Source organism: Rhodovulum bhavnagarense (genome assembly GCF_004343505.1).
Taxonomy (GTDB): domain Bacteria; phylum Pseudomonadota; class Alphaproteobacteria; order Rhodobacterales; family Rhodobacteraceae; genus Rhodovulum; species Rhodovulum bhavnagarense.
Map to the genome: position 1 here is coordinate 19063 of NZ_SLXU01000006.1, position 25020 is coordinate 44082.

General features: G+C 62.6%; 25 protein-coding genes and 1 tRNA gene. 7 read left to right on the forward strand and 19 right to left on the reverse strand.

Features of this window, described 5'->3' with window-relative positions; translation table 11 throughout:
• Positions 1-12: 12 nt before the first annotated feature.
• From EV663_RS07935 to EV663_RS07950, 4 genes are all read right to left on the reverse strand, one after another.
• On the reverse strand, positions 13-198 hold the full coding sequence (locus EV663_RS07935) for a DUF6447 family protein (RefSeq protein WP_132951259.1): 186 nt from the start codon (positions 196-198) through the stop codon (positions 13-15).
• Between the two features lie 15 nt (positions 199-213).
• The gene (locus tag EV663_RS07940; RefSeq protein ID WP_132951260.1) at positions 214-447 is read right to left on the reverse strand and encodes a DUF6447 family protein; all 234 of its coding nucleotides are present in this window, start codon (positions 445-447) and stop codon (positions 214-216) included.
• Entirely contained in the window at positions 444-653 is a 210-nt protein-coding gene (locus EV663_RS07945; protein ID WP_132951261.1) for a hypothetical protein, read from the reverse strand. Before EV663_RS07945 ends, EV663_RS07940 begins: the two co-directional genes overlap by 4 nt.
• Before the next feature lie 115 nt (positions 654-768).
• Positions 769-1293 carry a hypothetical protein gene (locus EV663_RS07950; protein ID WP_132951262.1) on the reverse strand — a complete coding sequence of 175 codons (525 nt, stop codon included), beginning with the start codon at positions 1291-1293 and terminating at the stop codon, positions 769-771.
• A gap of 32 nt (positions 1294-1325) precedes the next feature.
• On the opposite strand from EV663_RS07950, the gene EV663_RS07955 reads away from it, so the two are divergent.
• Positions 1326-2444: a TolC family protein gene (locus EV663_RS07955; protein WP_279432540.1), complete on the forward strand. Its 1119-nt coding sequence runs from the start codon at positions 1326-1328 to the stop codon at positions 2442-2444.
• Positions 2445-3135: 691 nt separating this feature from the next.
• On the opposite strand, the gene EV663_RS07960 is transcribed toward EV663_RS07955, so the two are convergent.
• The 4 genes from EV663_RS07960 to EV663_RS07975 all read right to left on the reverse strand — a co-directional run bounded on the left by EV663_RS07960 (position 3136) and on the right by EV663_RS07975 (position 6429).
• Positions 3136-3561 (reverse strand): hypothetical protein, encoded by a 426-nt coding sequence (locus tag EV663_RS07960; protein ID WP_132951264.1) that lies wholly within the window; start codon positions 3559-3561, stop codon positions 3136-3138.
• 145 nt (positions 3562-3706) lie between these two features.
• The gene (locus tag EV663_RS07965) at positions 3707-4294 is read right to left on the reverse strand and encodes a hypothetical protein (RefSeq protein ID WP_132951265.1); all 588 of its coding nucleotides are present in this window, start codon (positions 4292-4294) and stop codon (positions 3707-3709) included.
• A 79-nt stretch (positions 4295-4373) separates the two neighbouring features.
• A complete protein-coding gene (locus EV663_RS07970) occupies positions 4374-6266 on the reverse strand; it encodes a site-specific integrase (protein WP_132951266.1) in 1893 nt (630 codons plus the stop codon).
• A gap of 86 nt (positions 6267-6352) precedes the next feature.
• Positions 6353-6429: transfer RNA gene (locus EV663_RS07975), tRNA-Met, on the reverse strand.
• A gap of 159 nt (positions 6430-6588) precedes the next feature.
• Between EV663_RS07975 and EV663_RS07980 the strand changes: the two genes are divergently transcribed.
• Positions 6589-6792 (forward strand): YgaP family membrane protein, encoded by a 204-nt coding sequence (locus EV663_RS07980; protein WP_132951267.1) that lies wholly within the window; start codon positions 6589-6591, stop codon positions 6790-6792.
• A gap of 297 nt (positions 6793-7089) precedes the next feature.
• Positions 7090-8979: a polysaccharide biosynthesis protein gene (locus EV663_RS07985; RefSeq protein ID WP_132951386.1), complete on the forward strand. Its 1890-nt coding sequence runs from the start codon at positions 7090-7092 to the stop codon at positions 8977-8979.
• A gap of 110 nt (positions 8980-9089) precedes the next feature.
• On the opposite strand, the gene secA is transcribed toward EV663_RS07985, so the two are convergent.
• On the reverse strand, positions 9090-11807 hold the full coding sequence (gene secA / locus EV663_RS07990; RefSeq protein ID WP_132951268.1) for a preprotein translocase subunit SecA: 2718 nt from the start codon (positions 11805-11807) through the stop codon (positions 9090-9092).
• A gap of 184 nt (positions 11808-11991) precedes the next feature.
• On the opposite strand from secA, the gene EV663_RS07995 reads away from it, so the two are divergent.
• From EV663_RS07995 to EV663_RS08005, 3 genes are read left to right on the forward strand one after another with little or no spacing between them, the layout of a single operon-like run.
• Positions 11992-12837, forward strand: a complete 846-nt coding sequence (locus tag EV663_RS07995) for a peptidylprolyl isomerase (RefSeq protein ID WP_132951269.1) — start codon at positions 11992-11994, stop codon at positions 12835-12837.
• A 24-nt stretch (positions 12838-12861) separates the two neighbouring features.
• The gene (gene argJ, locus EV663_RS08000) at positions 12862-14223 is read left to right on the forward strand and encodes a bifunctional glutamate N-acetyltransferase/amino-acid acetyltransferase ArgJ (RefSeq protein WP_132951270.1); all 1362 of its coding nucleotides are present in this window, start codon (positions 12862-12864) and stop codon (positions 14221-14223) included.
• Positions 14220-14618, forward strand: coding sequence for a (deoxy)nucleoside triphosphate pyrophosphohydrolase (locus EV663_RS08005; protein WP_132951271.1), 399 nt, complete (start codon positions 14220-14222; stop codon positions 14616-14618). The genes argJ and EV663_RS08005 overlap by 4 nt, the downstream gene beginning before the upstream one ends.
• A 75-nt stretch (positions 14619-14693) precedes the next feature.
• Here the strand turns inward: EV663_RS08005 and infB are convergent, their stop codons facing one another.
• From infB to pip, 6 genes are all read right to left on the reverse strand, one after another.
• Complete coding sequence (gene infB, locus EV663_RS08010) at positions 14694-17186, reverse strand: translation initiation factor IF-2 (protein WP_132951272.1); 2493 nt, start codon at positions 17184-17186, stop codon at positions 14694-14696.
• 8 nt (positions 17187-17194) lie between these two features.
• Positions 17195-17815 (reverse strand): RNA-binding protein, encoded by a 621-nt coding sequence (locus EV663_RS08015; protein WP_132951273.1) that lies wholly within the window; start codon positions 17813-17815, stop codon positions 17195-17197.
• 22 nt (positions 17816-17837) lie between these two features.
• Positions 17838-19463 carry a transcription termination factor NusA gene (nusA, locus tag EV663_RS08020; protein WP_132951274.1) on the reverse strand — a complete coding sequence of 542 codons (1626 nt, stop codon included), beginning with the start codon at positions 19461-19463 and terminating at the stop codon, positions 17838-17840.
• Positions 19464-19466: 3 nt separating this feature from the next.
• Positions 19467-20060 (reverse strand): ribosome maturation factor RimP, encoded by a 594-nt coding sequence (gene rimP, locus EV663_RS08025; protein WP_132951275.1) that lies wholly within the window; start codon positions 20058-20060, stop codon positions 19467-19469.
• 158 nt (positions 20061-20218) lie between these two features.
• Complete coding sequence (locus tag EV663_RS08030; RefSeq protein WP_132951276.1) at positions 20219-20845, reverse strand: class I SAM-dependent methyltransferase; 627 nt, start codon at positions 20843-20845, stop codon at positions 20219-20221.
• Between the two features lie 2 nt (positions 20846-20847).
• On the reverse strand, positions 20848-21837 hold the full coding sequence (gene pip / locus EV663_RS08035) for a prolyl aminopeptidase (RefSeq protein ID WP_132951277.1): 990 nt from the start codon (positions 21835-21837) through the stop codon (positions 20848-20850).
• A gap of 71 nt (positions 21838-21908) precedes the next feature.
• On the opposite strand from pip, the gene ubiG reads away from it, so the two are divergent.
• Positions 21909-22655 (forward strand): bifunctional 2-polyprenyl-6-hydroxyphenol methylase/3-demethylubiquinol 3-O-methyltransferase UbiG, encoded by a 747-nt coding sequence (gene ubiG / locus EV663_RS08040; RefSeq protein ID WP_132951278.1) that lies wholly within the window; start codon positions 21909-21911, stop codon positions 22653-22655.
• A 50-nt stretch (positions 22656-22705) separates the two neighbouring features.
• Here ubiG and EV663_RS08045 read toward each other — a convergent pair whose 3' ends face one another.
• The 4 genes from EV663_RS08045 to EV663_RS08060 are packed head-to-tail and all read right to left on the reverse strand — an operon-like array spanning position 22706 to position 25005.
• Entirely contained in the window at positions 22706-23149 is a 444-nt protein-coding gene (locus EV663_RS08045) for a MarR family winged helix-turn-helix transcriptional regulator (RefSeq protein WP_132951279.1), read from the reverse strand.
• On the reverse strand, positions 23146-23985 hold the full coding sequence (locus EV663_RS08050; RefSeq protein ID WP_132951280.1) for a carbon-nitrogen hydrolase family protein: 840 nt from the start codon (positions 23983-23985) through the stop codon (positions 23146-23148). The genes EV663_RS08045 and EV663_RS08050 overlap by 4 nt, the downstream gene beginning before the upstream one ends.
• A gap of 6 nt (positions 23986-23991) precedes the next feature.
• Positions 23992-24249 (reverse strand): glutaredoxin 3, encoded by a 258-nt coding sequence (gene grxC / locus EV663_RS08055; RefSeq protein WP_132951281.1) that lies wholly within the window; start codon positions 24247-24249, stop codon positions 23992-23994.
• Between the two features lie 36 nt (positions 24250-24285).
• Positions 24286-25005, reverse strand: coding sequence for a double zinc ribbon domain-containing protein (locus EV663_RS08060; protein ID WP_132951282.1), 720 nt, complete (start codon positions 25003-25005; stop codon positions 24286-24288).
• Positions 25006-25020 lie beyond the last annotated feature (15 nt).

Genomic DNA, 25020 nt, shown 5'->3' on the forward strand with positions numbered 1-25020 from the left:
CGCTCATCGGCCCTACTTTTCCAACTCGGCCTTCAGCGCCTGCGCATAGGTTGCGCGCGCCGTCTGGTAGACCGCGATCTCGTTCTTCAGCCTTTTCATCTGCACTTCGAGAAACTGAAGGCTGGCCAGTTGCGCCTTGCCGTTCTCGCTGAGGTCCTCGGTGTTATAGTCGATCCCGTCGACGGTGATCTTCGGCATGTGGGCACCCTTCTTTCAGTCGCCGAACAGGGCGGCCAGGTCGAGGCCGGTCTTGCCCTGCACGATCTCGGCTTTCAAATCTTCGACATAGGCGTTTTTCGCCCGAATCAGCAGCGCCTGCATCTTTTGCGCGTGCTGCATCTGGGCGGTGGCGTGCTGATAGGCGGCCAGCGCCTCGCGCCCCTGCGCGCTCAGCGTCGAGAGGTCGTAATCCTTGCCATCCAGCCGCAGGATCGGGGGGCGGGTCATTCGTCACTCATCCCCATCTCGCGGCGCAACGCGGCCATATAGGCGGTGCGGGCGGTGTCGGCCACCGCCCATTCGTTGTTGAGTTGCCAAATCCGCATGTCGCAAAACCGGATATTGGCAAGCAGTGACCGGCCCGTGTCGTCCAGGCCCGTCATGTCGTGGCTGTTTTCATATAGCTTGGCGATGTCAGGGGGTATGGGGGGCATCTGGCATCCTTTTCGGTGCGGCAAAAGAGGCCCCCGTGGGACGCGGGGGCCTCGGTCGGCCGCGAACGGCCGAGGTGGCACCAGCCCCTTGGGCCGGGCTGGTGCCGGGGTCGCATCAGGCGATCAGGTCCTCGCTCGCCGACAGGATGCCCGCCTCGATATTGAAGGACAGGGCGTCCAGATCGACACCGGTCAGCGTGACCTTGGTCATGTCGCTGGGGGTCGAGCCATTGCCGGCAAAGGCGAAATTCTCGACATAGAGATCCACGCCGGTTGTCGTTTGATCGGCAAAGATTTCCAGGATCGCCACATCGCCCAACGCATCGGCCGTGGTTTCATCCTCGCCCATCTCGACAAAGGTATAGCCCTCGCCAAAGAACAGCCGGTCGATGCCCGCGGTGCCAAAGTTGCTGATCGTCGTATCCGTCTCGGATTCAAAGACGGTCACGTCGTCATAGCTGGTGAACGTCACGGTTTCACCGTAATCTACCAGGTTCAGGCCCAGGCCCGAGGGGTCAGCGTTGGCCCCGTTGGCGATGGCATCCTCGGCGGCGGTCACGTCGGCCTTTAGATCCGTCAGCGTGCCGTTCAACGCCGCAAGGTCATCGACCAGGCCATTGGTGACCTCCCACGCGGCCACGGCATCGTTGAATTCGGCCAGCGCATCCGCAGATCACGGCAAATGCCAATGTCGGCACGCTGCGCGAAACGGGCGGCATCGCGGATGAGACGACAACGGGGATTGCCGGCGGGCTGACCATTTCACAACTTGTCTACGATGGCGGCGCAAGCCGGGCCGAGGTGAATGGCGCCACGGCCGAGGCGCTTGCCGCGCGGGCCGAGCGCGTGGCGCAAGGCAACGCGCTGGCGCTTGAGGCCGCGCGCGCCTGGATCGATACTTGGCAATTCGATGCGCGCCTGCGCCTGCTGCGTTCGCGCACCGACGAGATGAACCGCTTGATCGCCCAGATAGAGCGGATGGCCTCTAACGGCATGATCGACCGCGGCGCGCTGGAAAGTGCCCGCCACCAGGTCATCGACATCGCACTCGAACAAACGCGGCTAGAGGCGGATCTGAACGAGGCGCGGGTTCGCTATGCTCGTTTCTTCAATCGCCCCCTCGGGCAACCCGCCCGCCCCTCAGACCTGGCCTCCTCGCCAGAGGTCCGCACGGCCGCGAAATCCTGGCAGCAATCCCCCCAACTGCACCGCGCCGCCGCCGAACTTATTGTCGCGCAGACCGGTGTGGAAAGGGCCACTGCCGCGTTCCGCCCCCGCGCCCGGTTTCAGGCTGGCGTGACCTCTCCGATGGAACAAGAAGAAAGCACCGATCTTTCTGTGGGCCTGGTCCTCGAATACACTTTCGGCGATGGCGGGCGCCGCAGGTCCGAACTTGACTCTGCCCGGGCCCGCCACGCTGCGGCCGAAGCGCAGCTTGCGGATGCCCAGCGCGCACTCAAGGCGGAAATCGACGCCTCCCTGGATCAATTGGACGCAATAGAGCGATCGATGCCCCTGGTGGCACGACAGATCACGCTCAGCGCCTCCGAGGCAAAGACGGCCCGGTCGCAGATCGCAACCGGACAAACGAACCTGCGCCAGCTTATCGAGGCTGAAATAGAGAATTATCGCGCCCAGGATCGTCATATCGCCATGCAGGCCGAACGCCAGATTCTTTTGCTGACGATATGTGATCTCAGCCTATGCGCTTATCGACACGCTGATCCAAAGCTCTGCCCATCAATCAGGTATGGCCGGGGAAATGCAGCACCAACAAGGGCACCGAGTTAAGGAGGTCGAGACCTACTGGGAGTTTCGGTGCAATGATCCCATCGGCACAGTGCGCAGTCTTGAACCAGTCTTCCGCAACCTTGGCACATCCTCCAACTATCGCGAATATGGAGAGGTCGCGCATGAAGTTGGGCGTGATGGCAACGCACCCCGACTGTCTGCCCAACTTCTCACCGGCATAAAAGGAGTGGTATATCCAAAGACCACAAACAGGTTGCGCTTGGAGATCAGGCACAAACACCCTCAAGTACCGGGTCTTGCGAGCACATATCCGTCCATACAGGACTTCGTTCTCTCCCTTGACAACTTATCGGTTGATGCAGCCGAGCATGCAAATCAGTTGCTCGATGTCTTGACCGATGAATTGCCACCTGCGCCGGAACCTGAAACCGCCTATGAGTTCGTTCGGCATGTCATTGCCGCGTGTGACAGTGATGCAGATGCAAGACACTTGCTCAGCGTCTTGGTTCACCAAAACGGCTATCGTGTTCTTGCAAATGACCCTCTGCGTGCAGCGGTTTTAAGGCTTCGAACCTCGGGTGTCCTTCAGCGTGTTCGGCCTAGAGCATCTTCGCTCGTCCTGTCAGGGCCATACCGCGCAGCTGCGCGTCTGCTGGCTGAGAACCCTGCACTCGTCGGTATAGACGACCAATGAACCCCGGTGCACGCTGCTCCGATGCCCTGAAAAACTTTATCCACAGTCTGTGCTGCAATCGGTTGCCGGGCAATGACTTTGCTTCAACTCACCGGGGCGCATCTCGCCAAGGCTGGCCTCGAGGCCCACATGGCGTAGCGCAGAGACCGCAGAGCCTGGATCGAAGGTTTCGCTTGTCAGTTCGGGCAGGTCGCGCACCGCGCCGGACGAAAAGGCCATGCCGGAAAGCGACAGGATGTGCCGCACCGCCAGAATGAGCGCTGTCTCGGCGTCGTACTGGCCCCCCGTGATACCGGCAGGGGGGATGTCGTGACCAGCCCGCGCGTCGGTGACAGCGTCGAAGATGACCGACGGGCTATTATCCGGCACCCGGCGCGGGGATGCCTCGGCAAGGTCGGCTTTCGCACGGTGCGTATCCGGGCTGCTTGCCCCTGACCGTGCGAGTGTCACGTCATTCGCCATGTCTGACCTTTCCTTCGTCATCTCTTTTTGGTGCGCCGCGGGCCGCGGGCCACCCTGGGGTCACGCGTTTCGCGCAGGCCCACCCATCATCGCACGGGCCCACCGCCGAGCCCGATCCGCTGTGCAAGCTTTCCGGTGCGCGACTCTATCGTCGCATAAACTCCGGCCAATACGTCGGTTCGGCCATCATCAGCCATTGCCGGTCAATCAATACGTTATCGTCTGTTGAGTTGATCGGACGCTCGTTGCGAACGAGAGGCGGACGGGTTGTCGCGGCCAGGTCAGGAACCGGAACACTTGCGTTAGAATGATCCCCGGAACGGAATGCGCCGACGATGGATGGGGCTGGGCTTTGATATGCCAACGCCCTTGTTGGGTTGATTGTTACGTCGGCGGTGCAGTAATAGCGCGATGGCCCGAAATTGTTGAAGCCAGTCTGCTGGATCACGATTTCGCCCGCTATCAGCGCTGCACCCTCTTGAACCACGCCGTTCCTTTTGTGTGAACGGAAGGGTATCTTCCACCGGTTTGTACGTCTTTGGTGATCCCGCAAGGGGGTGAACTCATACTGCTCACCGTTTATAGAATGCCAAGTCCGGCGAGACAAATAGCTTGCAAGCGCTTCAATCTCAGTAAAGGAGGTGTCGAATATCCACTCGCCAAAGACGATGGCAATTTTGTCTTGCTTTGCCTGTGTCGCGGTTACCTGAACCCCTCGTTCAAACGCCATCATATTTGATTTGCTGCTCTCTCATTCCCTTCCCCTAGATCACTCATAGTACTCTTAGTAGGGGGCGGGCAAACAAATCAGATCACCTGTGCAAATGGCTCACATCCAGCCCGCTATATGCGACACGTGACACCTCTTCGTTCAGACGATTGATCAGGTGCCCGTGACCATAGACACTGTCCATCTTGTTGTAGTCTACCCATCCCATAAGTTGTTCTCGGAACTCAAGGCGCACATCGGCTTCGCGCAGCGCGTCGTTGAATGCGTTGCGAAAGCTATGGAACACTTTACGCCTTGGCACCCAAATTCCCGTTGGCTTCAGAAAGGTGCGGAACCTCTTGGAAAACTGATCCGACATCTTCGCGGCTTCACGACATGGCATGTCCGGGAACAGCCACTCGCGGTCTGCCGCTTGCACGTAGTCTAAGAAGCCGATCTTGATCAGCTCGGGGTGGATCGGCACCTTTCTTAGAGAGTTCTTGGTTTTTAGGCGCTTGACGTATTCACCGTCACGGTAGTCAGCCCCGACGGGCTTGTCATTCACCGAGATGAAATGCACGCCATCGGTTTCCCGAATGTCCGACCGTTCGAGCTGCAAGACCTCCTGCATCCGCAGGCCTGAGAAGGCAGAAATAAGCGGCACCCAGAAGCGGCTTCGACGCGGGTGGTTGGGTCCGGGCCTGTTGATACCATGTTCGTCATTCTGGCAGCCGGTGTAGAGCGGCTGTTGGAAGATGATCTGAAGTTCGTTGACGCTAAACGGCTCGTAACCTTCCTCATGCTCAGCAAAGCTGACTGGGCGCGAGGGCTTCACGACCTTGACGCGCTGGGCGGGATTGATGGCAAGCCAGTCTTTGTCGATGGCGAACTCGAACACCTCACGCAACACGGCAAGGTTCTTGTCCGCCTCTTTGAAGCGCTGCGCGGGTTCGCCGGTCTTCTTAGCGAACATCTCAGCCGCCTTGCGCAAAGTCTTGCCCTTGTAATGCCGCGAGACGTAGGGCGGTACGGTGACAAACAGATCAACGATAGATTGACACTGTTCCCGCGTGATTTTGGAGATAGGAACCCGCGTGCCGATCTCTTCATTCAGCGCGCGGCAGGCGGTCAGCAACTGATCGTATCGAGACTTACCGACCTGCCGTTTGCGCTGAGCGAGATAGCTATCAACCAGCTCGCCGACGCGGACTTCCTTGTGGGGCTTGATGGTCACAGTTGGATCAAGCGCAGGTCCAAAGGCCGGGTTTTGCAGGGATGGGTGGCGCTGATCAGAAACGGCTTCCAGTTTGCGCCGCGCCATCTCCGCATGTGCTGCGGCCAGCCGATCAGCGAGGCGTTGAAAATGAGGGTTTGCCCGTAGCTCAGCGGTCACGCGGAGCCGTTTGACTTTGGACCCTTTGCGTTTGCTCGTGACTGTTTCTTCAAACTCCGCATGATCCAAGAAGTTGTATTTGATGAGTTGGCGAAGCGCCGTGAGATGATAAACGACCTGTATATCTTGGTCAGGATACTCCTGAGCGCGGCTTTCATCCCCTACATGCAACGCGTCAGCGCGGTCATATTCGAGCGCCAGATCAATCAGAATTTCGTCGCGATTGGCCTCGGTAACACCGGCACGATAACCGCCTGTCGCCTGAACGGACCGTTCAAGCTCGTGGAAGTACCCGATGGCAATCTGGTCAATCTCATGATCGGTGAGTTCAAACTTGAACCCCGGTTCAGCGTCGGTTGCCTTTATGGGTGCAAGGGGCACAGCCGCGAGCTTGCCTTCTAGACGCTTGATCTCGGCATCGGTTCTGACCCCGAAGGTCTTGGCACGTTCACAAGCTTCCCGATGGGAAACTCCGGCCATTCGTTCGACCCATTGGGTCTTCCCCGCGAGTTCTTGGATGTTCGCAGGCACCCGGCGGCGCAGCTTCCAACCCTTGTCATCGCGGCTGAGATATTGCTGCTTAGGCATGTCTTGCATGCCCATTGCGTACCACCGTTGTGTACCACTTTCCAGTGAAAAGCAGTAGGAAAACTAAGCCTTCTAGAGAAAACAGTGGTTTACGGGGTGTGTGGTAGCGGAGGAGGGACTTGAACCCCCGACACGCGGATTATGATTCCGCTGCTCTAACCAACTGAGCTACTCCGCCACGAGCGAGGGGCTAGGTATTCGAGGCGCCGGGGGTCGTCAAGGGGAAAAGCGGGGACGGCAAATGCACGGTTAACATTCAAAATATTGAATTTAACCCATGGTCCTCATATCCTATTCACCTCGCGCCGCGTGCGCCATCCTTCAAAGGAGATTCGAAATGACCCTCGACCGTGCCGTCCTGTTATTTGCAGGCTTCATGATCCTCTTGACGCTGGCCCTTGGCACCTGGGTTTCGGGCTGGTGGTATCTTTTCACCGCCTTCATCGGCGTGAACATGATGCAAAGCGCCGTTACCGGCTTCTGCCCTGCCGCGATCGTGTTCAAGAAACTGGGGATCAAGCCTGGCACCGCCTATGACTGATCCCCGCGGCCCCGGACTGTTGCGCCGGGGCCGCCATCCTCTGCCTCGCCCCCTGCAATCGAGGCCGCGCCGTGGTTGTCACACAATCGGGCAATCGCCCCCACAAATGGCTAAATGACTGGCGAGAAACCGCCATTGGGGGATAAACGCAATTGTCCACTGCCCTTTATTGATGCAAAAGGGCACGGGTGAGGCTTATAGCCGGGCTGTAGGTCATTATGCGTTCGGGGGGACCACGCAGCCTGTTGCTGTTTTTTGGCAACGGGGACGGACGCGGTACGGGGTGAAATTTCGATGATGAAATCTTTCGTAAAGTCGTTGTCCCGAACCCAAAAGAAACTGGTTCTTCTCGGCATGGACCTGGCCCTTGTGGCGCTGGCCCTGTTGATCGCGGCGATCGCGCAGGAAAACGCCTTTCCAGGCGGGGCCTGGTTTCGCCAGGCAGTGCCGGTCCTGGCAACGCTGTTGCCCTCTGCGGCGGCCATTTCGATCCTTCTGGGTATTCCGCGCATCCAGTTGAAAGCCTATGAAATCTCGGCAATGAGCCGCAGCGCCGCGGCGACCCTGGCGCTGGCCGCAATCCTCGGGCTGATCTGCACGTTGTTTCAACCGCTGCTGCGCCCCGGCGGGGTGGTGGTCTTTGCGCTGGCCTTCCTGGTGCTGACCGTTACAACCCGCCTCGTGCTGCTTCAGGCGCTTTTGGCGATCTATCGCGACACCGAATCCCACTGCCGGGTGCTGATCTACGGCGCCGGCACCACCGGGATGCAACTGGCGCTCGCGCTCAAGGCGCATAACCAGATCACAGCGGTTGCATTCGTCGATGACAACCAGGTGTTGCAGGGCACGACCGTTGCGGGGCTGACCGTACATGCCCCGAAAGAGCTGGACCGCCTTCTTGGGTATCACTCGATCGAGCGGGTGCTGATCGCGATTCCGTCACTTTCGCCGCCACGGCAGGCACAGATCGCCCGGCGCATCGCCAACGCCGGGGTCGAGGTTCAGGCAGTGCCCTCTTTCGCCCAACTGGTCGGGGCAGAGACCTTGACCGACAGCCTTGCGCCCGTTCTGCCCTCCAGTCTCCTGGGGCGAGAACAGGTAGACAGCGCGTTATCGGGGATCGTGAACGCCTATACTGGAAAGAACGTGATGATCTCGGGCGCAGGTGGCTCGATCGGCTCGGAATTGTGCCGCCAGATCCTGAATTGCAACCCGGCGCGGCTGGTGTTGTTGGAACTGTCGGAATACGCGCTTTACAATATCGACAACGAGTTGCGCACCCTTGCCGAGGGGATGAATTGCGAAATCGTGCCGGTGCTGGGCACGGTGACCGACCGTCGCCAGGTGCGCACCGCGCTGGAAGAGTACGACGTCCAGGTTGTCTTGCATGCCGCCGCCTACAAGCACGTCCCGCTGATCGAGGCGAACGTGGTCGCGGGCCTTGCCAATAACGTTCTGGGCACCGCGACCATCGCCCAGGAGGCCGCGGCGCATGGCGTGGAACGCTTCATCCTCGTTTCCACCGACAAGGCCGTTCGGCCCGTTGGCGTGATGGGCGCGTCAAAGCGGCTGGCCGAACTGGTGGTGGGCGACACCGCGCGGCGCTGCCAGGCAGAGGGGCGCGGGTCGATCTTTGCCATCGTGCGGTTCGGCAATGTGCTGGGTTCGTCGGGCTCCGTGATCCCGCTGTTTCGCGAACAGATCGCGCGCGGCGGCCCGGTGACACTGACCCACCCCGACGTGACGCGCTATTTCATGACCGTGAACGAGGCAACGCAACTGGTGCTTTGCGCGGGCACCATGGCCAAGGGCGGAGAGATCTACGTTCTCGACATGGGCAAGCCGGTCAAGATTTCCGAACTGGCCCGACGCGTGATCGAAACCTCGGGCTATACCGTGCGCGATGCCGCCAACCCGCATGGCGACATCGACATCGCGATCACCGGTTTGCGCCCTGGCGAAAAGCTGCATGAACAACTGGCCGTGGGCGCAGATCTTGGCCGCACGGCAAACAGCAAGATCTTCATCGCCGAAGAGGCCGCTGTCTCAGAATTCCAGGTCGCGCGCGCGCTGCAAAGCCTCCGCAAGGCTTTGGCCACGGGCGATCCCGACCTTGTGCGGGCCGAGGCGATGCGCTGGGTCAACATCAATCTCGAACAGGTTCAGGACCAGACCAAGCGCCTGTAACGCCTGCACCGGCCTATTCCGTCACAGTCCATCCTGTCACGGGCAGGCCGTTGGCCTGGCCGCGTGACACGGCACCATGTCACCGCATCGCGGCGCACCGTCGATCCCGATCAGAAACGCCCGTGGCAATGTTTGAATTTCTGGCCCGATCCACAGGGGCACGGGTCGTTGCGTCCCGGATTGCCCCAGGTTTCAGGCCGCGTTTCGTCAAAGCCCTCGCGCGCACTTTCATTGGGGGCGGGCCGGCCGTCGGGACTGGGATGTTCGGCATGAGCCTGCCTGGCGGCGGCCTCCAGCGACCTCGCCTGGGCCTCGACCTGCGCCATCATACGGGCCTGTTCCTCGTCGGTCAGGGGACGGATCTGGCCCAGTTTCACCGTCACGTCCTCGCGCAGACCATTGAGCATGGATTCGAACAGCGCAAAAGACTCGGTCTTGTATTCGTTCAGCGGATCGCGCTGTGCATAACCGCGAAACCCGATGACCGAGCGCAGGTGTTCCAACCGCAACAGATGCTCTCGCCACTTTGCGTCTATGGCGTTCAGCAAAACCTGCTTTTCGATACTGCGCATCGTCTCGGGGCCAAAGCGTTCGGCCTTTGCGGCCATGGCCACATCCGCGGCCTCGGCGATGCGTTCGCGCACATGCTCGTCATCCACGCCCTCTTCGGCTGCCCATTCGCCCACCGGCAGGTCAAGGTTCAGCTTGTCGCGCACCGCCTCGCGCAGGCCCTCTGTATCCCACTGATCGGCATAGGACCGGGCGGGCATATGGGCCGCGACAAGGTCGTCCACGACATCCTGGCGCATGTCCTGCACGATCTCGGAGAGGTCGCTCGCCTCCATGATCTCGCGGCGCTGGGCAAAGATCACCTTGCGCTGCTCGTTCATGACATCATCGAATTTCAGCAATTGCTTGCGGATGTCGAAATTGCGCCCCTCGACCTTGGCCTGCGCCTTTTCCAGCGACTTGTTCACCCATGGGTGAACGATGGCCTCGCCCTCTTTCATTCCCAGTGTCGACAACACCTTGTCAAGCCGCTCCGACCCGAAGATGCGCATCAGATCGTCTTCGAGGCTGAGGAAAAACGCCGACCGCCCCGGATCGCCCTGCCGGCCAGAGCGGCCGCGCAACTGGTTGTCGATACGACGGGATTCGTGGCGTTCAGTCCCCAGGACGAACAGGCCCCCGGCCTTGAGAACCTTGTTTTTCTCATCGGCATGTTCAGCCTCGATCCGGGCGCGGATCTCGTCGGGATGCGCCTGCGGATCGGCGGCAAGCGCCTCCATGACCTTCATCTCGACATTGCCGCCCAACTGGATATCGGTCCCGCGCCCGGCCATGTTGGTGGCGATGGTCACCGCGCCCAGGCGGCCCGCCTCTGCCACGATCTTGGCCTCTTGTTCATGGTGGCGGGCGTTCAGCACGTTATGCGGAACCTTCGCCTGTTTGAGCAATTCGGACAACATTTCCGATTTCTCGATCGAGGTGGTCCCGACAAGTACCGGCTGGTCCCGCCAATGGGCCTTCTGGATGGTGTCAACGATGGCCGTGTATTTCTCTTCGGCGGTACGGAAGACCGCGTCATGTTCATCCTCGCGTGCGATGGGGCGGTTGGTAGGCACCTCGATCACACCAAGACCATAGATTTCGCGGAATTCGTCGGCCTCGGTGGCCGCCGTGCCGGTCATGCCCGCCAGCTTGTCGTAGAGGCGGAAATAATTCTGGAAGGTGACCGAGGCCAGCGTCACGTTCTCGGGCTGGATCGCGGCGCCCTCCTTGGCCTCGATCGCCTGGTGCAGGCCATCCGACAGGCGCCGGCCCGGCATCATGCGCCCGGTGAATTCGTCGATCAGAACAACCTCGCCGCCCCGGACGATATAATCCTTATCCTTCTGGAACAGCTTGTGCGCGCGCAGCGCCTGGGTGGCGTGATGTACGATCGTGGTGCTTTCGGGATCATAGAGCGACTGACCTTCGGGCAGGATGCCCAGTTCCAGCAAGCGGCGCTCGAGGAATTCGTTGCCTTCCTCGCTAAAGGTCACGTTACGCTGTTTCTCGTCCAGCGTGAAATGATCTGCGGTCAGTTCGGGGGCGACCTTGTCCAGCGTCCGGTAAAGTTCCGAACGGTCCTCGGACGGCCCCGAGATGATCAGAGGCGTGCGCGCCTCGTCGATCAGGATCGAGTCCACCTCGTCGACGATGGCAAAGTAATGCCCACGCTGGAACATTTCGGACAGTTCCGACTTCATGTTGTCGCGCAGGTAATCAAAGCCCAGCTCGTTATTCGTGGCATAGGTGATGTCCGCGGCATAGGCCGCATGCTTTTCATCGGCGGGCTGGAACGGATAGACCACGCCCGCGCTGAGACCCAGCGCGCCATAGACCTTGCCCATCCAGTCAGAGTCGCGCTTGGCCAGGTAGTCGTTGACCGTAACGATATGCACGCCCTTGCCGGTCAGCGCGTTCAGATAGGCCGGGAAGGTCGCGACCAGCGTCTTTCCCTCGCCCGTCTTCATCTCTGCGATATAGCCGCGATGCATGAAGATGCCGCCGATCAGCTGCACGTCAAAGGCCCGCAGGCCCAGCGCCCGGCGCGCGCCCTCGCGGCAATTGGCAAACGCCTCGGGCAGGATGTCGTCAAGGCTCTCGCCCTGGGCGATGCGCTTTTTGAATTCTTCGGTCTTCTGCTTGAGACCCTCGTCGCTCAGACGCTCGAATTCAGGTTCCAGTTCGTTGATCCGGTCGACCAGCGGGCGGACCTTCTTGATCAGGCGGTCATTCTTGGTGCCAAAGACCTTGCGGCCCAGTGTTCCGATGCCCAGCATGTTCTCTCCGCGGCGGTTGTCGTGTCTGACGGGATCTTGTCTTCAGGACGCCTTGCCCGCCCCCGATTGCCCCAATAGAAATGGCCTGAGACTGGCGCCGGCCCGTACGGACCAGAAGCGATGTAAGGGGCTGCCAGAAATGTGTCAACGCCGCCCAAGCGCGCGCCCGAAAGGAGTTGCCCCAATGCCGAAAGCCTTCCGTTCGATGTTTGCATTCGTGCTGAGCACGGGGCTCGCCCTGCCGCTCGCAGCCGAGGAAATCGGCCCCGACACGGTTGTCGCCCGCGTCGGCGAAACCTCGATCACGCTGGGCCACATGATCGTGATGCGCGCCCAACTGCCCCCCGAATATCAGCAACTGCCCGATGACGTGCTCTACGAGGCCGTACTTGACCAGCTGATCCGACAGAGCGCTGTCGCCGATAGCATCGGCGACGACCTGTCGCTTGGCGCACGGCTGGCCCTTGAGAATGAACAGCGCAGCTATATTGCCGGCGAGGCCCTTTCGCGTGTCGCCCAGGAGGCGGTAACCGACGAGACGATTCAGGCCGCCTACGAGGCCGCCTATGCGGCCGCGGAACCCGAGCGAGAGTATAACGCGGCCCATATCCTCGTAAAAACCGAGGACGAAGCAAAGGCAATCCGCGCCGAACTGGATGGCGGCGCGGATTTCGCCGAACTGGCAAAGACGAAATCCACCGGCCCCTCGGGGCCCAATGGCGGCGATTTGGGCTGGTTCACCAAGGGCATGATGGTCAAACCCTTCGAGGATGCCGTTCTGGGTCTTGAACCCGGACAGGTCTCTGACCCGGTCGAAACGCAGTTCGGCTGGCATGTCGTCACGCTGCGCGACAGTCGGATCAAGCAGGCCCCCGCCCTGGACGAGGTGCGCGACGACCTGGTGCAACAGATCCAGCGCGACGCGATGGAAAAGGCAATGGAGGATCTGACCGCCGCCGCCGATATCGAGCGCCCAGAGGTGCAGGTTGATCCCGCGCTCCTCAATGACCGCAGCCTGCTGGACCAATGAGCCGCCAACCGCAGCGAGGAAAAAATGGCGAAGGACAAGAATAAGGCCGACAAGAAGAAAGCCAGGCTCAAGCCCCTGAAACGGCAGGTCAGGCGGCTGGAAAAACAGCTCGCGGCGACGCGGTGCAAGGCCCCGGCCACGGGACCGAAAATTTCGCCGCTCGCGCCCGTTGGCGGGTTCCCGGACCTGCCCGTCATCGAGGGCGTCCGCTTTGCCATCGCCGAAGCCGGAGTGCGGTACCGGGGTCGGCCCGACGTGATGCTGGCCACCCTGGCGCCGGGCACTGCCGTGGCTGGGGCATTCACCCGCTCGGCCACGCGCGCGGCACCGGTGCTGGATTGCGAGGCCAAGATCGGCCAACCCGCCGATGCGGGGGCGGGTGCCGCAATCGTGGTCAATGCCGGCAACGCCAACGCCTTTACCGGCCGCCACGGCGCCGAGGCGGTGACGATGATCTGTGCGGCCGCGGCCCGTGCGGCCGGAGTGCCCGAAACGCGGGTTTTCACCAGTTCGACAGGGGTGATCGGCGCGCCATTGCCGCATGAACGGATCACCGCGGTTCTCGACGATCTGGCCGCGCGGCAGGATTCGGGCGCGATCTATGACGCGGCCCGCGCGATCATGACCACCGACACCTTCCCCAAGGGCGCAGGCGCGGTGATCGAGATCGACGGCGCCCCCATCCGGATCGCCGGCATCGCCAAGGGATCGGGCATGATCGCGCCCGACATGGCGACGATGCTGGTCTACATCTTTACCGATGCGAAAATCGCCCAGGCGCCGCTGCAAAAGATGCTGACGCGGCTGACCGACCAGACCTTCAACTGCATCACGGTGGATGGCGACACCTCGACCTCGGACACGCTGCTGTTGGCCGCCACCGGCGCATCGTCCGCACCCGCGATCAATGACATGCGCGGAAAGCCCGCGCGCGCGTTCCAGCAGGCGCTGCACGGCGTGATGCTGGACCTTGCCCAGCAGGTGGTGCGCGACGGCGAGGGGGCAACGAAATTCGTCGAGATCGCGGTAACCGGCGGGGCCGACGACGCGGACGCGAAAAAAGTGGCGATGGCAATCGCGAACTCGCCGCTGGTCAAGACCGCGATCGCGGGCGAAGATCCCAACTGGGGCCGCATCGTGATGGCGGTGGGCAAATCGGGGGCGCAGGCCGACCGCGACCGCCTGGCGATCAGGTTCGGCGATATCCTTGTCGCCGAAAAGGGCTGGGTCGCGGAAACCTACGCCGAAGAGGCCGGTGCCGCGTATATGCGCCGCGATGAATTGCAGATCGGCGTTGACCTGGGGCTGGGCAAGGGCGCGGCCACCGTCTGGACCTGTGATCTGACCAACCGCTATATCGAGATCAACGCCGATTACCGCTCATGAGGATGGTTCTGGTCGCCGCGGTGGCGTTGATCGACATGGACGGACGGGTTTTGCTGGCGCAACGCCCCGAGGGCAAGGCGATGGCGGGTCTTTGGGAATTTCCCGGCGGCAAGGTGGAACCGCATGAGACACCCGAGGCCGCGCTGATGCGCGAGTTGCAAGAGGAACTGGGCATCGACACCTGGGCCAGTTGTCTTGCGCCGCTCAGCTTTGCCAGCCACGGCTATGACGACTTTCACTTGCTGATGCCGCTATTTGCCTGCCGGAAATGGCAAGGAACCCCGCGTGGGCGTGAAGGCCAAGCCCTCAAATGGGTGCGGCCGCGGGATCTGCGCGACTATCCCATGCCCGCGGCGGATATCCCGCTGATCCCGGTTCTTCAGGATTGGCTTTAACCGCCGAAACATGAAAGGGCGCCCCGATAAGGCGCCCTTTCATCTGATCTGGCCAGGTTTTTGCCGTTGCCGACGTCAGGCAAGCGTGCGCTCGACCTCTTGCCGTTCAAAGATCTCGATGACATCGCCAGGACGCACGTCGTCGTAATTCTCGAACGCCATGCCACATTCCTGGCCCGACTGAACCTCGGCAACCTCATCCTTGAACCGTTTCAGGGTCTTGAGAGTGCCCTCGTGGATCACCACGTCATCGCGCAACAGGCGCACACCAGCCGAACGGCGCGCAATCCCCTCGGTCACGAGACAGCCCGCGACCTTGCCGACGCCAGAGACCTTGAAGACCTCCTTGATCTGGGCATAACCGATGAAATTCTCGCGGATCTCGGCCGACAACAGGCCCGAAGCCGCCGCCTTCACGTCATCCACGAGGTCATAGATAACGCTGTAATAGCGGATCTCGACACCCTTCTGGTTAGCCGCGTTTCGCGCCGGCGCATTGGCCCGCACGTTAAAGCCCATGATCGGCGCACCCGACGCCTCGGCGAGGCCAACATCGCTTTCGGTGATGGCGCCAACACCCGCGTGAAGAACGCGCACGCGCACCTCTTCGTTGCCGATCTTTTCCATCGCCTGAACGATCGCCTCGGCAGAGCCCTGAACGTCGGCCTTTACCAGGATCGGCAGCTCGGCGACGTTCTGATCCTCCTTGGCCTTGGCCATGAGCTGTTCCAGCGTCGTGGCGGCCCCGGCGGCGGCCCGTTTCTCTTTAGACTTCGCCTCGCGGTATTCGGCGATCTCGCGGGCCTGCGCCTCGGTTTCGACCACGTTCAGAACATCGCCCGCCTCGGGCGTGCCGTTCAGGCCCAGCACCTCGACCGGAACCGACGGACCGGCCTCGTCCACGCGTTCGCCGCGGTCGTTGATCAGCGCGCGCACCTTGCCCCACTGTTCGCCCACGACAAAGATATCGCCGCGTTTCAGGGTCCCCTTTTGCACCAGCACGGTGGCCACGGGGCCGCGGCCCACGTCGAGCTGTGCCTCGATGACCGCGCCCTCGGCGGCGCGTTCGGGGTTTGCCTTGAGTTCCAGGATCTCCGATTGCAGCGCAATGGCCTCAAGCAGTTCATCAAGGCCCTGGCCCGTCTTGGCCGACACCTCGACATCCTGCACCTCGCCCGACATCTTTTCGACCACGACCTCGTGCTGCAACAGGTCGGTGCGCACCTTGTCGGGGTTGGCTTCGGGCTTGTCGACCTTGTTGATCGCCACGATCATCGGCACTTCGGCCGCCTTGGCGTGGTTGATGGCCTCGATGGTTTGCGGCATCACCGCGTCGTCGGCGGCCACCACCAGAACAACGATATCCGTCACCTGTGCGCCCCGCGCCCGCATCGACGTAAAGGCCGCGTGGCCCGGCGTGTCGAGGAAGGTCAGCAGCGTGCCGCTTTCGGTGGTCACCTGGTAGGCGCCGATATGCTGGGTGATGCCACCGGCCTCGCCCGCCACGACCTTGGCGTTCCGGATCGCATCCAGAAGCGAGGTCTTCCCGTGGTCGACATGGCCCATGATCGTGATGACCGGCGGGCGTGATTTCAGGTCTTCGGCCTTGTCCTCGACTGTGTCGATCACATCCTCGACGTCAGAGTCGCTGACGCGCTGAACGCGGTGACCGAATTCCTCGATGATCAACTCTGCGGTGTCGGCATCGATGGACTGGTTCTGCGTCACCATCATGCCGTTCTGCATCAACGCCTTGACCACATCGGCCACGCGTTCGGCCATGCGGTTGGCCAGTTCGGACACCACGATGGTTTCGGGCAACTGCACGTCGCGCACGACCTTTTCGCGGGATTCGGCGCCGCCCATCGCCTTTTGACGCATCCGTTCCTGCTTGCGCTTCATGGCGGCAAGCGAACGCTGACGACCGCCCTCGCCACCCGACAACGCTTGGTTTAGCGTCAGCTTGCCGGACCGGCGGTTATCATCCTTGCCCTTGCTGCGCGGGGTCGGGCGCTCTTCTACGCGGTCACGCTCGGTCTTGCGGGGTGCGGGCTTGGCGGTGGACTGGGCCGCCTCGACATCGGCGGGCGTCGCCGTGGGGGCGGGCGCGGCGGGTTTCGCGGCCGCGGCGGCGGCACGCTTCTTGCGCTCTTGCTCTTCGGCCTCAGCCTCGGCCTTGCGGCGTGCGGCCTCTTCGATCTCGCGCTGTTCGCGTTCCTTGGCCTCGGCCTCGTCGCGGCGGCGCTGACGCTCTTCCTCGCGCTTGCGCTCTTCTTCTTCGCGGGCCTTGGCATCCTCGACTTCACGGGCCTTGGCGGCCTGAAGCGCCTTCAGGCGGCGTTCCATTTCGGAATCGGAAATCCCGGCGGGGCGCCTCGACGGATCGCCACCGGCCGCGGCAGCACCGGCACCCCCCTTGGCGGTGCCAGGCTTGGGCACGACAACTCGTTTGCGCTTGGTCTCGACCACAACATTCTTGGTCCGACCATGGGAAAAGCTCTGCTTTACCTGACCGGAGCGGGAGCCGCTGCGCAAACCGAGTGTCTTCTTGCCGTCACTATCGCTCATAAGCTCTTTCAGCCCTTTCCGGGGGTCGCTCCCCCGACTTCTCTGCGCACGCCTGATAACTTGGCGGCATCCTCTACTACACGTTCAGTGAGTCCGCCAGACGCAAGCGCGCCATGTATCACACTTTCCCGGCCGAATGCCAAACCCAATTCCCGGGCAGTCAGACAACCTATGGCCACATCCTGCCCATCAGGCGGGCGCAGCTTGGTCTTGCCCCGCTCTGACCCGTCCGACGCTTGCAGCAATGCCGCCGCGCGACCCGTTTCAAGCCAGGACTTGACCTTTTCGAATCCCGCCACCGCACCACCGGCCTTGCGAGCCAGCGACAGCCCCTCGACCAAGCGGCGCACCAGGCCCGCCTCGACCTGGTCAACCAGGTCCTCGGGGACGGTGACGGCCTGTTTTGCCGCGCGGGCGAAGATGCGGCGTTTCACCGCCAGTTCCAATGCGGCACGGTCGGCCGAGACCCATATACCCCGGCCTGGCAGCTTGCCCCAGAGGTCGGGAACAACCTGCGCCTCTGGGCCGATGACGAACCGGATCAGCCCCGCCTTGGGCTGAACCTCGCCCGTGGCGATACAACGGCGTTCCGGCGTATCCGCGCCTTTCGGGGCACCTCCGCGGGCCATGTCCGTCAAACGGGGCCCCGGATCAGGCCCCGGCCTCCTCGTCGGTATCGGCATCCGCCTCGTCGGCCTCGGACTCCTCCACCTCAAGATCGGCTGGATCGACCCAGCCCAACAGCACGCGCGCCGACATCACCAGGGCCTGGGCCTCTTCCAGCGAGACATCGAATTTTTCAAGCAGGCCCTCATCCTTGACCCGTTCGCCATTCACCGTGGTCCAGCCGCCGGCCAATTCCCAGTCTGCGCAGGTGGCGAAATCTTCCAGCGTCTTGATGCCGTCCTCGGCCAATGCCTCGATCATCTGGGGCGTCAGGCCCTCGAAGTCAACAAGGCTGTCCTCGACACCCAGTTCGCGCGCATGTTCCAGCGCCTTGCGGTTTTGTTCCTCAAGATAGTCGCGGGCGCGGGCCTGCAACTCGGACGCGGTGCCCTCGTCCACCCCGTCGATGACCAGCAACTCGTCGGCATCGACATAGGCCACCTCTTCGAGATTGGTGAAACCCTCGGACACCAGAAGCTGGGCAAAGAATTCATCCAGGTCCAGCGTGTCCATGAACAGCCGCGTGCGTTCCTCGAACTCGGCCTGGCGGCGCTGGCTTTCCTCGGCCTCGGTCAGGATGTCGATATCCAGGCCCGTCAACTGGCTGGCCAGCCGCACGTTCTGGCCACGCCGCCCGATGGCCAGCGAAAGCTGTTCGTCGGGAACCACGACCTCGATCTTGCCGGCCTCTTCGTCGATGACGACCTTGCTGACCTCGGCCGGTTGCAACGCATTGACAAGGAAGGTCGCCTGATCCTCGTTCCACGGTATGATGTCGATCTTTTCGCCCTGCAACTCGTTCACGACGGCCTGTACCCGGCTGCCACGCATGCCGACGCAGGCGCCCACGGGATCGATCGAGTTGTCATAGGAAATGACCGCGATCTTGGCGCGCGACCCGGGGTCACGGGCGACGGCCTTGATCTCGATGATGCCGTCATAGATTTCCGGCACTTCCATCTTGAAGAGTTCCGCCATGAAATCGGGCGCGGTGCGCGACAGGAAAACCTGCGGCCCCCGCGTTTCACGACGCACGTCCTTGATGAAACAGCGGATGCGATCGTTCGGGCGATAGCTTTCGCGGCCGATCTTTTCGTTGCGGCGCAAGATGCCCTCGCCCCGGCCGATATCGACGATGACGTTGCCGTATTCCTCGCGCTTGACGACACCGTTGATGATGGTGCCCGCGCGGTCCTTGAAATCCTCGTACTGGCGGTCGCGCTCGGCCTCGCGGACCTTTTGCAGGATCACCTGCTTGGCCGATTGCGCGTCGATCCGGCCCATGTCGACGGCGGGCACCTCGTCGCGGATTTCATCGCCGATCTGAGGCTCGGCCATGTATTGCCGGGCCTGCGCCACGGTCAGTTGAGCATGGTGGTTTTCCAACTCGTCATCGGCGACCACGGTGCGCACGCGGGTAAATGTGGCGCGGCCCGTCCTGCGGTCGATCGCGACACGGATATCCATATCAGAGCCGTATCGCGACTTGGCGGCCCGTGCGAGGCTTTCTTCCATCGCCTGCACCACCAGATCGGGATCGATCATCTTTTCGCGGGCCACCGCCTCGGCGGTTTGCAGCAATTCAAGTTGGTTGGCAGAGGTAATCGCCATGTCTCAATCCTCCTCGCGAACGGACCCGTCGTCCGTCTCGATCTCGTCGTAATCATCCTCGTCGATCAGACCAGCGGCCTTGCGCGCGCGCAGCATTTCGCGGATCAACTCGTCGGTCAGCACCAGTTTCGCGTCCGACAGCCAGTCATGGTCTAGCCCGATGACAACCTGTTCGCCTTTGTCATCTGCAATCTCGACCAGCACCTCGTTGCCATCGACACCTGCCAGAACCCCCTTGAAACGGCGGCGTCCGTCGATCAGCTCGGTCGTTTCCAGCCTGACCTCGTAGCCTTCCCAGGCCGCGAAATCCTTGAGCCGGGTCAAGGGCCGGTCAATTCCGGGGCTGGACACTTCAAGGGTATAGGCATCCTCGATCGGGTCCTCGACATCCAGGATCGCCGATACGGCACTGGAGATCGCGGCGCAGTCGTCGACCTCGATGCCTCCCTCGGGGCGCTCGGCCATGATCTGCAATGTCTTGTTCTTGCCGCCCATCAGGCGAAGACGCACCAGTTCGAACCCCATCCCCTCGATCACGGGGGTCAGGATCTCGGCCAGGCGCCGGTCGATGGCGGTCTTGGCGATGAGGTCATTCATGGGCTTGCATTCCGGGCATAAAAAAACGGGCCAACGGCCCGCACACGATGATCCGGTGGGGGTTCGGGTGTGGAGGCCGAACCGCCGCTGTTGTCGTCGGTATAGGGGCAAAGACCGCACGGCGCAAGGGAATTGTCCGCACCCATGACCGGGCGGGCCTAACCCACCTTGCGCGCAATCAGGAACAGCGCGCTCTTGCCGCCCTCGGGCAGCCATTCCTCGACGATCTCGAACCCGGCGGCGGTGATGTCGGCTTTCAACTGCTCTTCGGTCAGCAGATGGAACAGCGGCAGCAGCCGCAGGAGCCCTCCGGTCTTGACGATGGCGCGAAACAGCCACGGCGCGCGGGCCGCGCAGGCCGTCGACGAGACAAAGATCCCCCCCTCCCGCAGCATGTCGTGGACATGGGTCAATGCCGCGTGCCGGTCAGTCAGCAGGTGCAGCACGTTATGCGCCATCACCATGTCGTAACATCCCGGCGCACGCGCCATCTGTTCGAGGTTGGCAACCTCGAAGGTAACGTTGTCGATTCCTTCCTCGGCCGCCTTTTCCCGCGCGATCTCGATCATCGCGGGGGCGCAATCTATGGCAGTGACATGCCCTGCATGGGGGGCATGTTTCAACGCCGTGGTGCCCGTCCCGCAGCCGAATTCGAACACCTCGGCACCGGGTTTCATGTGGGCGCGGGTCATCGCCAGCTTGCGCTCATAGGCGTCGGGATCACGCAGGGGCATGCGGGCATAGCGTCGGGCGATGCGGTCCCAGAAACGGACGTTGATGCTCATCTCTACAATCCCAAACCACCGGCCTGGCGGGCCACGCCACGCATCGTGCGCACAAGTTCCGCCGTGATCCCCGGCTCGGACAGCGCATGGCCGGCCATCGGCACCATGCGCAAGCTGGACCGGCTCCACCTCTCGGACAGCGCCCAGGCGGATTCGGGCGGGCAGACCATGTCATAACGGCCCTGCACTATGGTTGCCGGGATATGGGCGATCAGCGAGATGTCGTCCAGGATCTGCCCATCGCGATCCAGGAAGCCACGATTCAGGAAATAGTGATTCTCCAGCCGCGCAAAGGCGCGGGCGTAATCGGCGGGCACCTCGCCAGCCATGCCCTGATGCTCGATCGAGGCAAGCGCGTTTTCCCAGGACGCCCAGGCGCGGGCATAGCGGGTTTCCAGCATCACGTCGCCGGAAAACAGGCGCTTGTGATAGGCGGCGATCATGTCGTCGCGCTCATCCACCGGGATCATGTCGACGAAGCGGCCCCACAGGTCGGGCCAGAACCGCCCCGCGCCGCCGCCGTAGAACCAGTCAAGCTCTGCCTGGGTCATCAGGAACACGCCGCGCAGCACCAGGTAGGCCACGCGGTCGGGATGGGTCTGGGCATAGATCAGCGCCAGCGTCGCGCCCCAACTTCCGCCAAAGGCGACCCAGCGGTCGATTCCCAGTGTTTCGCGGATCGCCTCGATATCGCGGACCAGGTGCCAGGTGGTGTTGGCCTGCACGCTGGCATGGGGGCGCGAGCGGCCGCAGCCGCGCTGATCGAACAGGATCACGCGAAACTGATCGGGGTCGAAATAGCGGCGCATCGCCGGGCTGCACCCGCCACCGGGCCCGCCATGCAACACGATCACGGGTATCCCTTGGGGATTGCCGCATTGTTCGACATAGACGCTGTGCCCGTCACCGACGTCCAGCATCCGCTGGTCAAACGGGTCGACCGGCGGGTAAAGAACCTGCGATGCGCGCTTTTGGCCTGCGGATTTGTCCATGAGCCGCCTATATAACGCCGAAGGGCCGCACCCCAAGGGTGCGCCACCAAAAGACAGGAACGGAGCGTGTGATGCAAGCAGCCGAGACCACCGTCGATCCCGCCGAAGTGTCCAAATTCGAGGCAATGGCCGCCGAATGGTGGGACCCGAACGGCAAGTTCAAGCCTTTGCACATGCTTAACCCCTGTCGCTTGGACTATATCACGCGGCAGATCGCGGCGGAATTCGGTCGTGACCTGTCGGCCGAAAAACCGTTCAAGGGGCTGCGCCTGCTGGATATCGGCTGCGGCGGCGGGCTGCTGTCGGAACCGATGGCCCGGCTGGGCGCCACAGTGGTCGGTGCCGACGCGGCGGAACGCAACATCCCCGTCGCGCGCATCCATGCGGAACAGTCGGGGCTTGAGATCGACTATCGTTTTACCACCGCCGAGGCGCTGGCCGCGGCGGGCGAACGGTTCGACGTGGTCCTGAACATGGAGGTGGTGGAACATGTGGCCGACCCGCTGGCCTATCTGACCGCCTGCCAGCAATTGCTGAAACCGGGCGGGCTGCACCTGTGTTCCACGATCAACCGCAACCCCAAGGCCTTTGTCATGGCGATTTTCGGGGCGGAATACGTGATGCGCTGGCTGCCCAAGGGCACCCACGAATACAACAAGTTCATCACCCCGGACGAGCTGTGCGACCTGATCGAACGCGCCGGGCTGCGCGTGGTGGACCGCACCGGTTTCGTCTTCAACCCGATCGCGTGGAGCTGGTCGCTGTCCAGCCGCGACCTGTCGGTGAACTACGTGACCGCGTCGGTAAAACCGGCCTGAGGGGCGCTTCGCGCAAGGATAGCCCGTCCGGTGGCAACGCCGGGCTGGGCCTACCGCCCGCCTTCCAGCTTTTGGCGCAACTGCCGCAGCACGGGCAACGCGGCGCGCAGGCGGTCCTCGCCGATATCGGCCACGGCCTCGGCCAGAACCGGGGAAATCGCCTGGATCGCCGCGTCGCGCGCGGACCGGCCCGCAGGCGAGATAGAGACGAGTTTGCGCCGCGCATCGTCCCAGTCGGGCCGGATATGCACATGCCCCGCCCAATCCAGCCGATTCAGCGTGTTGGTCATCGCGCCGCGCGTGACATGAAGTGTCGCGGCCAGTTGCGCGGGGGTGCGTTCCTCGTTCAGCCGGGCCAGGTGGTTGAGAACCGAGAAATGGCTGATCTCCATCCCCTTGGGCAACGCGCGGGATATCCGGTTCCGCGCCAGCTGATCGGCCATGAAGATCTCGGAAAACAGCGAGACGGCCAGGCTATCGCCAATCTCGCTCATGCCGGGGGCGCAAAGGGGCGGTCATGGGTGATGGCAGGCACGCGGGCGCGGGCGCGCGCGACCTCCTCCCGATCCAGATCCACATAGACGATCCCCGGCGCATCGCCCCCGTCGGCCAGAACCTCGCCCCAGGGCGACACCGCCAGCGAATGCCCGTGGGTGCGCCTTTCGCGACCCTCGGATGCCGAGTGCGATCCGCATTGCGCCGGTGCAAGGACGTAACACCCCGTCTCGATCGCACGGGCCCGCAACAGGGGTTCCCAATGGGCCGCACCCGTAACCGGGGAAAACGCCGCAGGCACGGTCAGGATCTCGGCCCCCGCATGGGCCAGCGTCCGGTAGAGATGGGCGAAGCGCAGATCGTAACAGATGCTCAACCCCAGAACACCAAAGGGCGTCGCGGCCATGACGGCGCGGTTGCCGGGGCGGTAGCCCTCGGATTCGCAATAGCTTTCGGTGTCGTTGATCTGCACGTCGAACATGTGGATCTTGTCATAGCGCGCCGTAATCGCCCCATCAGACGCGACCAGGAAGGACCGGTTGGCGAATCGCCCGTCCGCATCCCCGGTCTTCAGCGCCAGCGATCCGATCAGAAGCCAGATCCCCAGCTCCGCCGCCTCGGCCCGCAACGCGGCCAGCGTCAGGTCGTCCGCCTCGTACTGCAACACACGTTCCTGCACCGCGCGGCTGGCCGACAGGCAATTGGTAACCTCGGGTGTCAGGACAAACCCCGCCCCTGCCCCTGCCCCTGCCGCCTCGCGGATCATCTCGCGCGCGGATGCCAGGTTGACCTCGGGATCATCGCCCGATGTCATTTGCAACAAGGCCGCGCGCATACCCGATCACCCCTGCAACAGCGGGTCAAGCTTGCCGATACGCTCCAGCGCATAAAGCTCGTCACAGCCGCCCACATGGGTCTGGCCGATAAAGATTTGCGGCACGGTATAGCCGCCCCGCGCGCGGGTCACCATTTCCTCGCGCCTCTCGGGGGCGACGGCGACATCGATTTCGCTATAGCTGACACCCTTCTGGTCCAGCAAACGCTTGGCCGCGTGACAATAGCCGCAATAGGGCGAGGTGTAGATTTCAACGCTCTGCATGGTTCTTCCCCTCAGGTTCGGCGGAATATGGGGGATTCACATCGTCTTCGCAACGCGCGCCAGCACCGCCACGCGAACCTCGGACGCATCCGCGGCCATGCAGGCGCGCGCCGCGGCCTCAAGCGTGGCACCCGATGTCATCACGTCATCGACCAACAGAACCGGCCGCCCCGCCAATAGGTCACCTCGCCGGGGATGCACCGCGATCGCCCCCTCCAGGTTGGCAAAGCGCGCATCCCCACCCAACCCGTCCTGCACCACCGTTGCGCGGGTGCGGATCAGCAAGTCGGGGCAATGGTCCAGCCCCGCCCCTTGCGCCACCCCGTGCGACAAAAGCGCGGCCTGGTTATAGCGCCGCCGCAGCAGCCGCCATCGATGCAACGGCACCGGCGCCACCACCATGCCCGGCAACAGGATCGGTCGCACCGCGCGCAACACCCAGCCCGAGGCAGGCCGGGCCAGCTCTGTCCGGTCGCCATGTTTAAACGCCAGCACCAGGTCGCGTGCCTTGTCTGCGTAGATCAGGGCCGCCCGCCCGCGGGTCCAGGCGCGGACCCTGGCAAGGCATTCATCGCAATATTCCGGCTGGCCATGATCGTCGCCCGGCAACGGCACGCCGCAGGCATCGCAGACCAGCCCCGTGGCAAAGGGCGTCTTGCCCCAACAAGGCAGGCACAAGGCGAAATCCTGCGCGACCAGATCGCCACAGGACACGCAACGGGGCGGATAGATCTGCCGCAGGACGCTTTGCAACATCGGAACCCATCCCTA

Excerpts from the sequence above, each read along its gene's own strand:
- EV663_RS07935 (WP_132951259.1), bottom strand. The coding sequence starts at position 198 with ATGCCGAAGATCACCGTCGACGGGATCGACTATAACACCGAGGACCTC.
- EV663_RS07940 (WP_132951260.1), bottom strand. The coding sequence starts at position 447 with ATGACCCGCCCCCCGATCCTGCGGCTGGATGGCAAGGATTACGACCTC.
- EV663_RS07945 (WP_132951261.1), bottom strand. The coding sequence starts at position 653 with ATGCCCCCCATACCCCCTGACATCGCCAAGCTATATGAAAACAGCCAC.
- EV663_RS07960 (WP_132951264.1), bottom strand. The coding sequence starts at position 3,561 with ATGGCGAATGACGTGACACTCGCACGGTCAGGGGCAAGCAGCCCGGAT.
- EV663_RS07965 (WP_132951265.1), bottom strand. The coding sequence starts at position 4,294 with ATGATGGCGTTTGAACGAGGGGTTCAGGTAACCGCGACACAGGCAAAG.
- EV663_RS07970 (WP_132951266.1), bottom strand. The coding sequence starts at position 6,266 with ATGGGCATGCAAGACATGCCTAAGCAGCAATATCTCAGCCGCGATGAC.
- EV663_RS07980 (WP_132951267.1), top strand. The coding sequence starts at position 6,589 with ATGACCCTCGACCGTGCCGTCCTGTTATTTGCAGGCTTCATGATCCTC.
- EV663_RS07985 (WP_132951386.1), top strand. The coding sequence starts at position 7,090 with ATGAAATCTTTCGTAAAGTCGTTGTCCCGAACCCAAAAGAAACTGGTT.
- secA (WP_132951268.1), bottom strand. The coding sequence starts at position 11,807 with ATGCTGGGCATCGGAACACTGGGCCGCAAGGTCTTTGGCACCAAGAAT.
- EV663_RS07995 (WP_132951269.1), top strand. The coding sequence starts at position 11,992 with ATGCCGAAAGCCTTCCGTTCGATGTTTGCATTCGTGCTGAGCACGGGG.
- argJ (WP_132951270.1), top strand. The coding sequence starts at position 12,862 with ATGGCGAAGGACAAGAATAAGGCCGACAAGAAGAAAGCCAGGCTCAAG.
- EV663_RS08005 (WP_132951271.1), top strand. The coding sequence starts at position 14,220 with ATGAGGATGGTTCTGGTCGCCGCGGTGGCGTTGATCGACATGGACGGA.
- infB (WP_132951272.1), bottom strand. The coding sequence starts at position 17,186 with ATGAGCGATAGTGACGGCAAGAAGACACTCGGTTTGCGCAGCGGCTCC.
- EV663_RS08015 (WP_132951273.1), bottom strand. The coding sequence starts at position 17,815 with ATGGCCCGCGGAGGTGCCCCGAAAGGCGCGGATACGCCGGAACGCCGT.
- nusA (WP_132951274.1), bottom strand. The coding sequence starts at position 19,463 with ATGGCGATTACCTCTGCCAACCAACTTGAATTGCTGCAAACCGCCGAG.
- rimP (WP_132951275.1), bottom strand. The coding sequence starts at position 20,060 with ATGAATGACCTCATCGCCAAGACCGCCATCGACCGGCGCCTGGCCGAG.
- EV663_RS08030 (WP_132951276.1), bottom strand. The coding sequence starts at position 20,845 with ATGAGCATCAACGTCCGTTTCTGGGACCGCATCGCCCGACGCTATGCC.
- pip (WP_132951277.1), bottom strand. The coding sequence starts at position 21,837 with ATGGACAAATCCGCAGGCCAAAAGCGCGCATCGCAGGTTCTTTACCCG.
- ubiG (WP_132951278.1), top strand. The coding sequence starts at position 21,909 with ATGCAAGCAGCCGAGACCACCGTCGATCCCGCCGAAGTGTCCAAATTC.
- EV663_RS08045 (WP_132951279.1), bottom strand. The coding sequence starts at position 23,149 with ATGAGCGAGATTGGCGATAGCCTGGCCGTCTCGCTGTTTTCCGAGATC.
- EV663_RS08050 (WP_132951280.1), bottom strand. The coding sequence starts at position 23,985 with ATGCGCGCGGCCTTGTTGCAAATGACATCGGGCGATGATCCCGAGGTC.
- grxC (WP_132951281.1), bottom strand. The coding sequence starts at position 24,249 with ATGCAGAGCGTTGAAATCTACACCTCGCCCTATTGCGGCTATTGTCAC.
- EV663_RS08060 (WP_132951282.1), bottom strand. The coding sequence starts at position 25,005 with ATGTTGCAAAGCGTCCTGCGGCAGATCTATCCGCCCCGTTGCGTGTCC.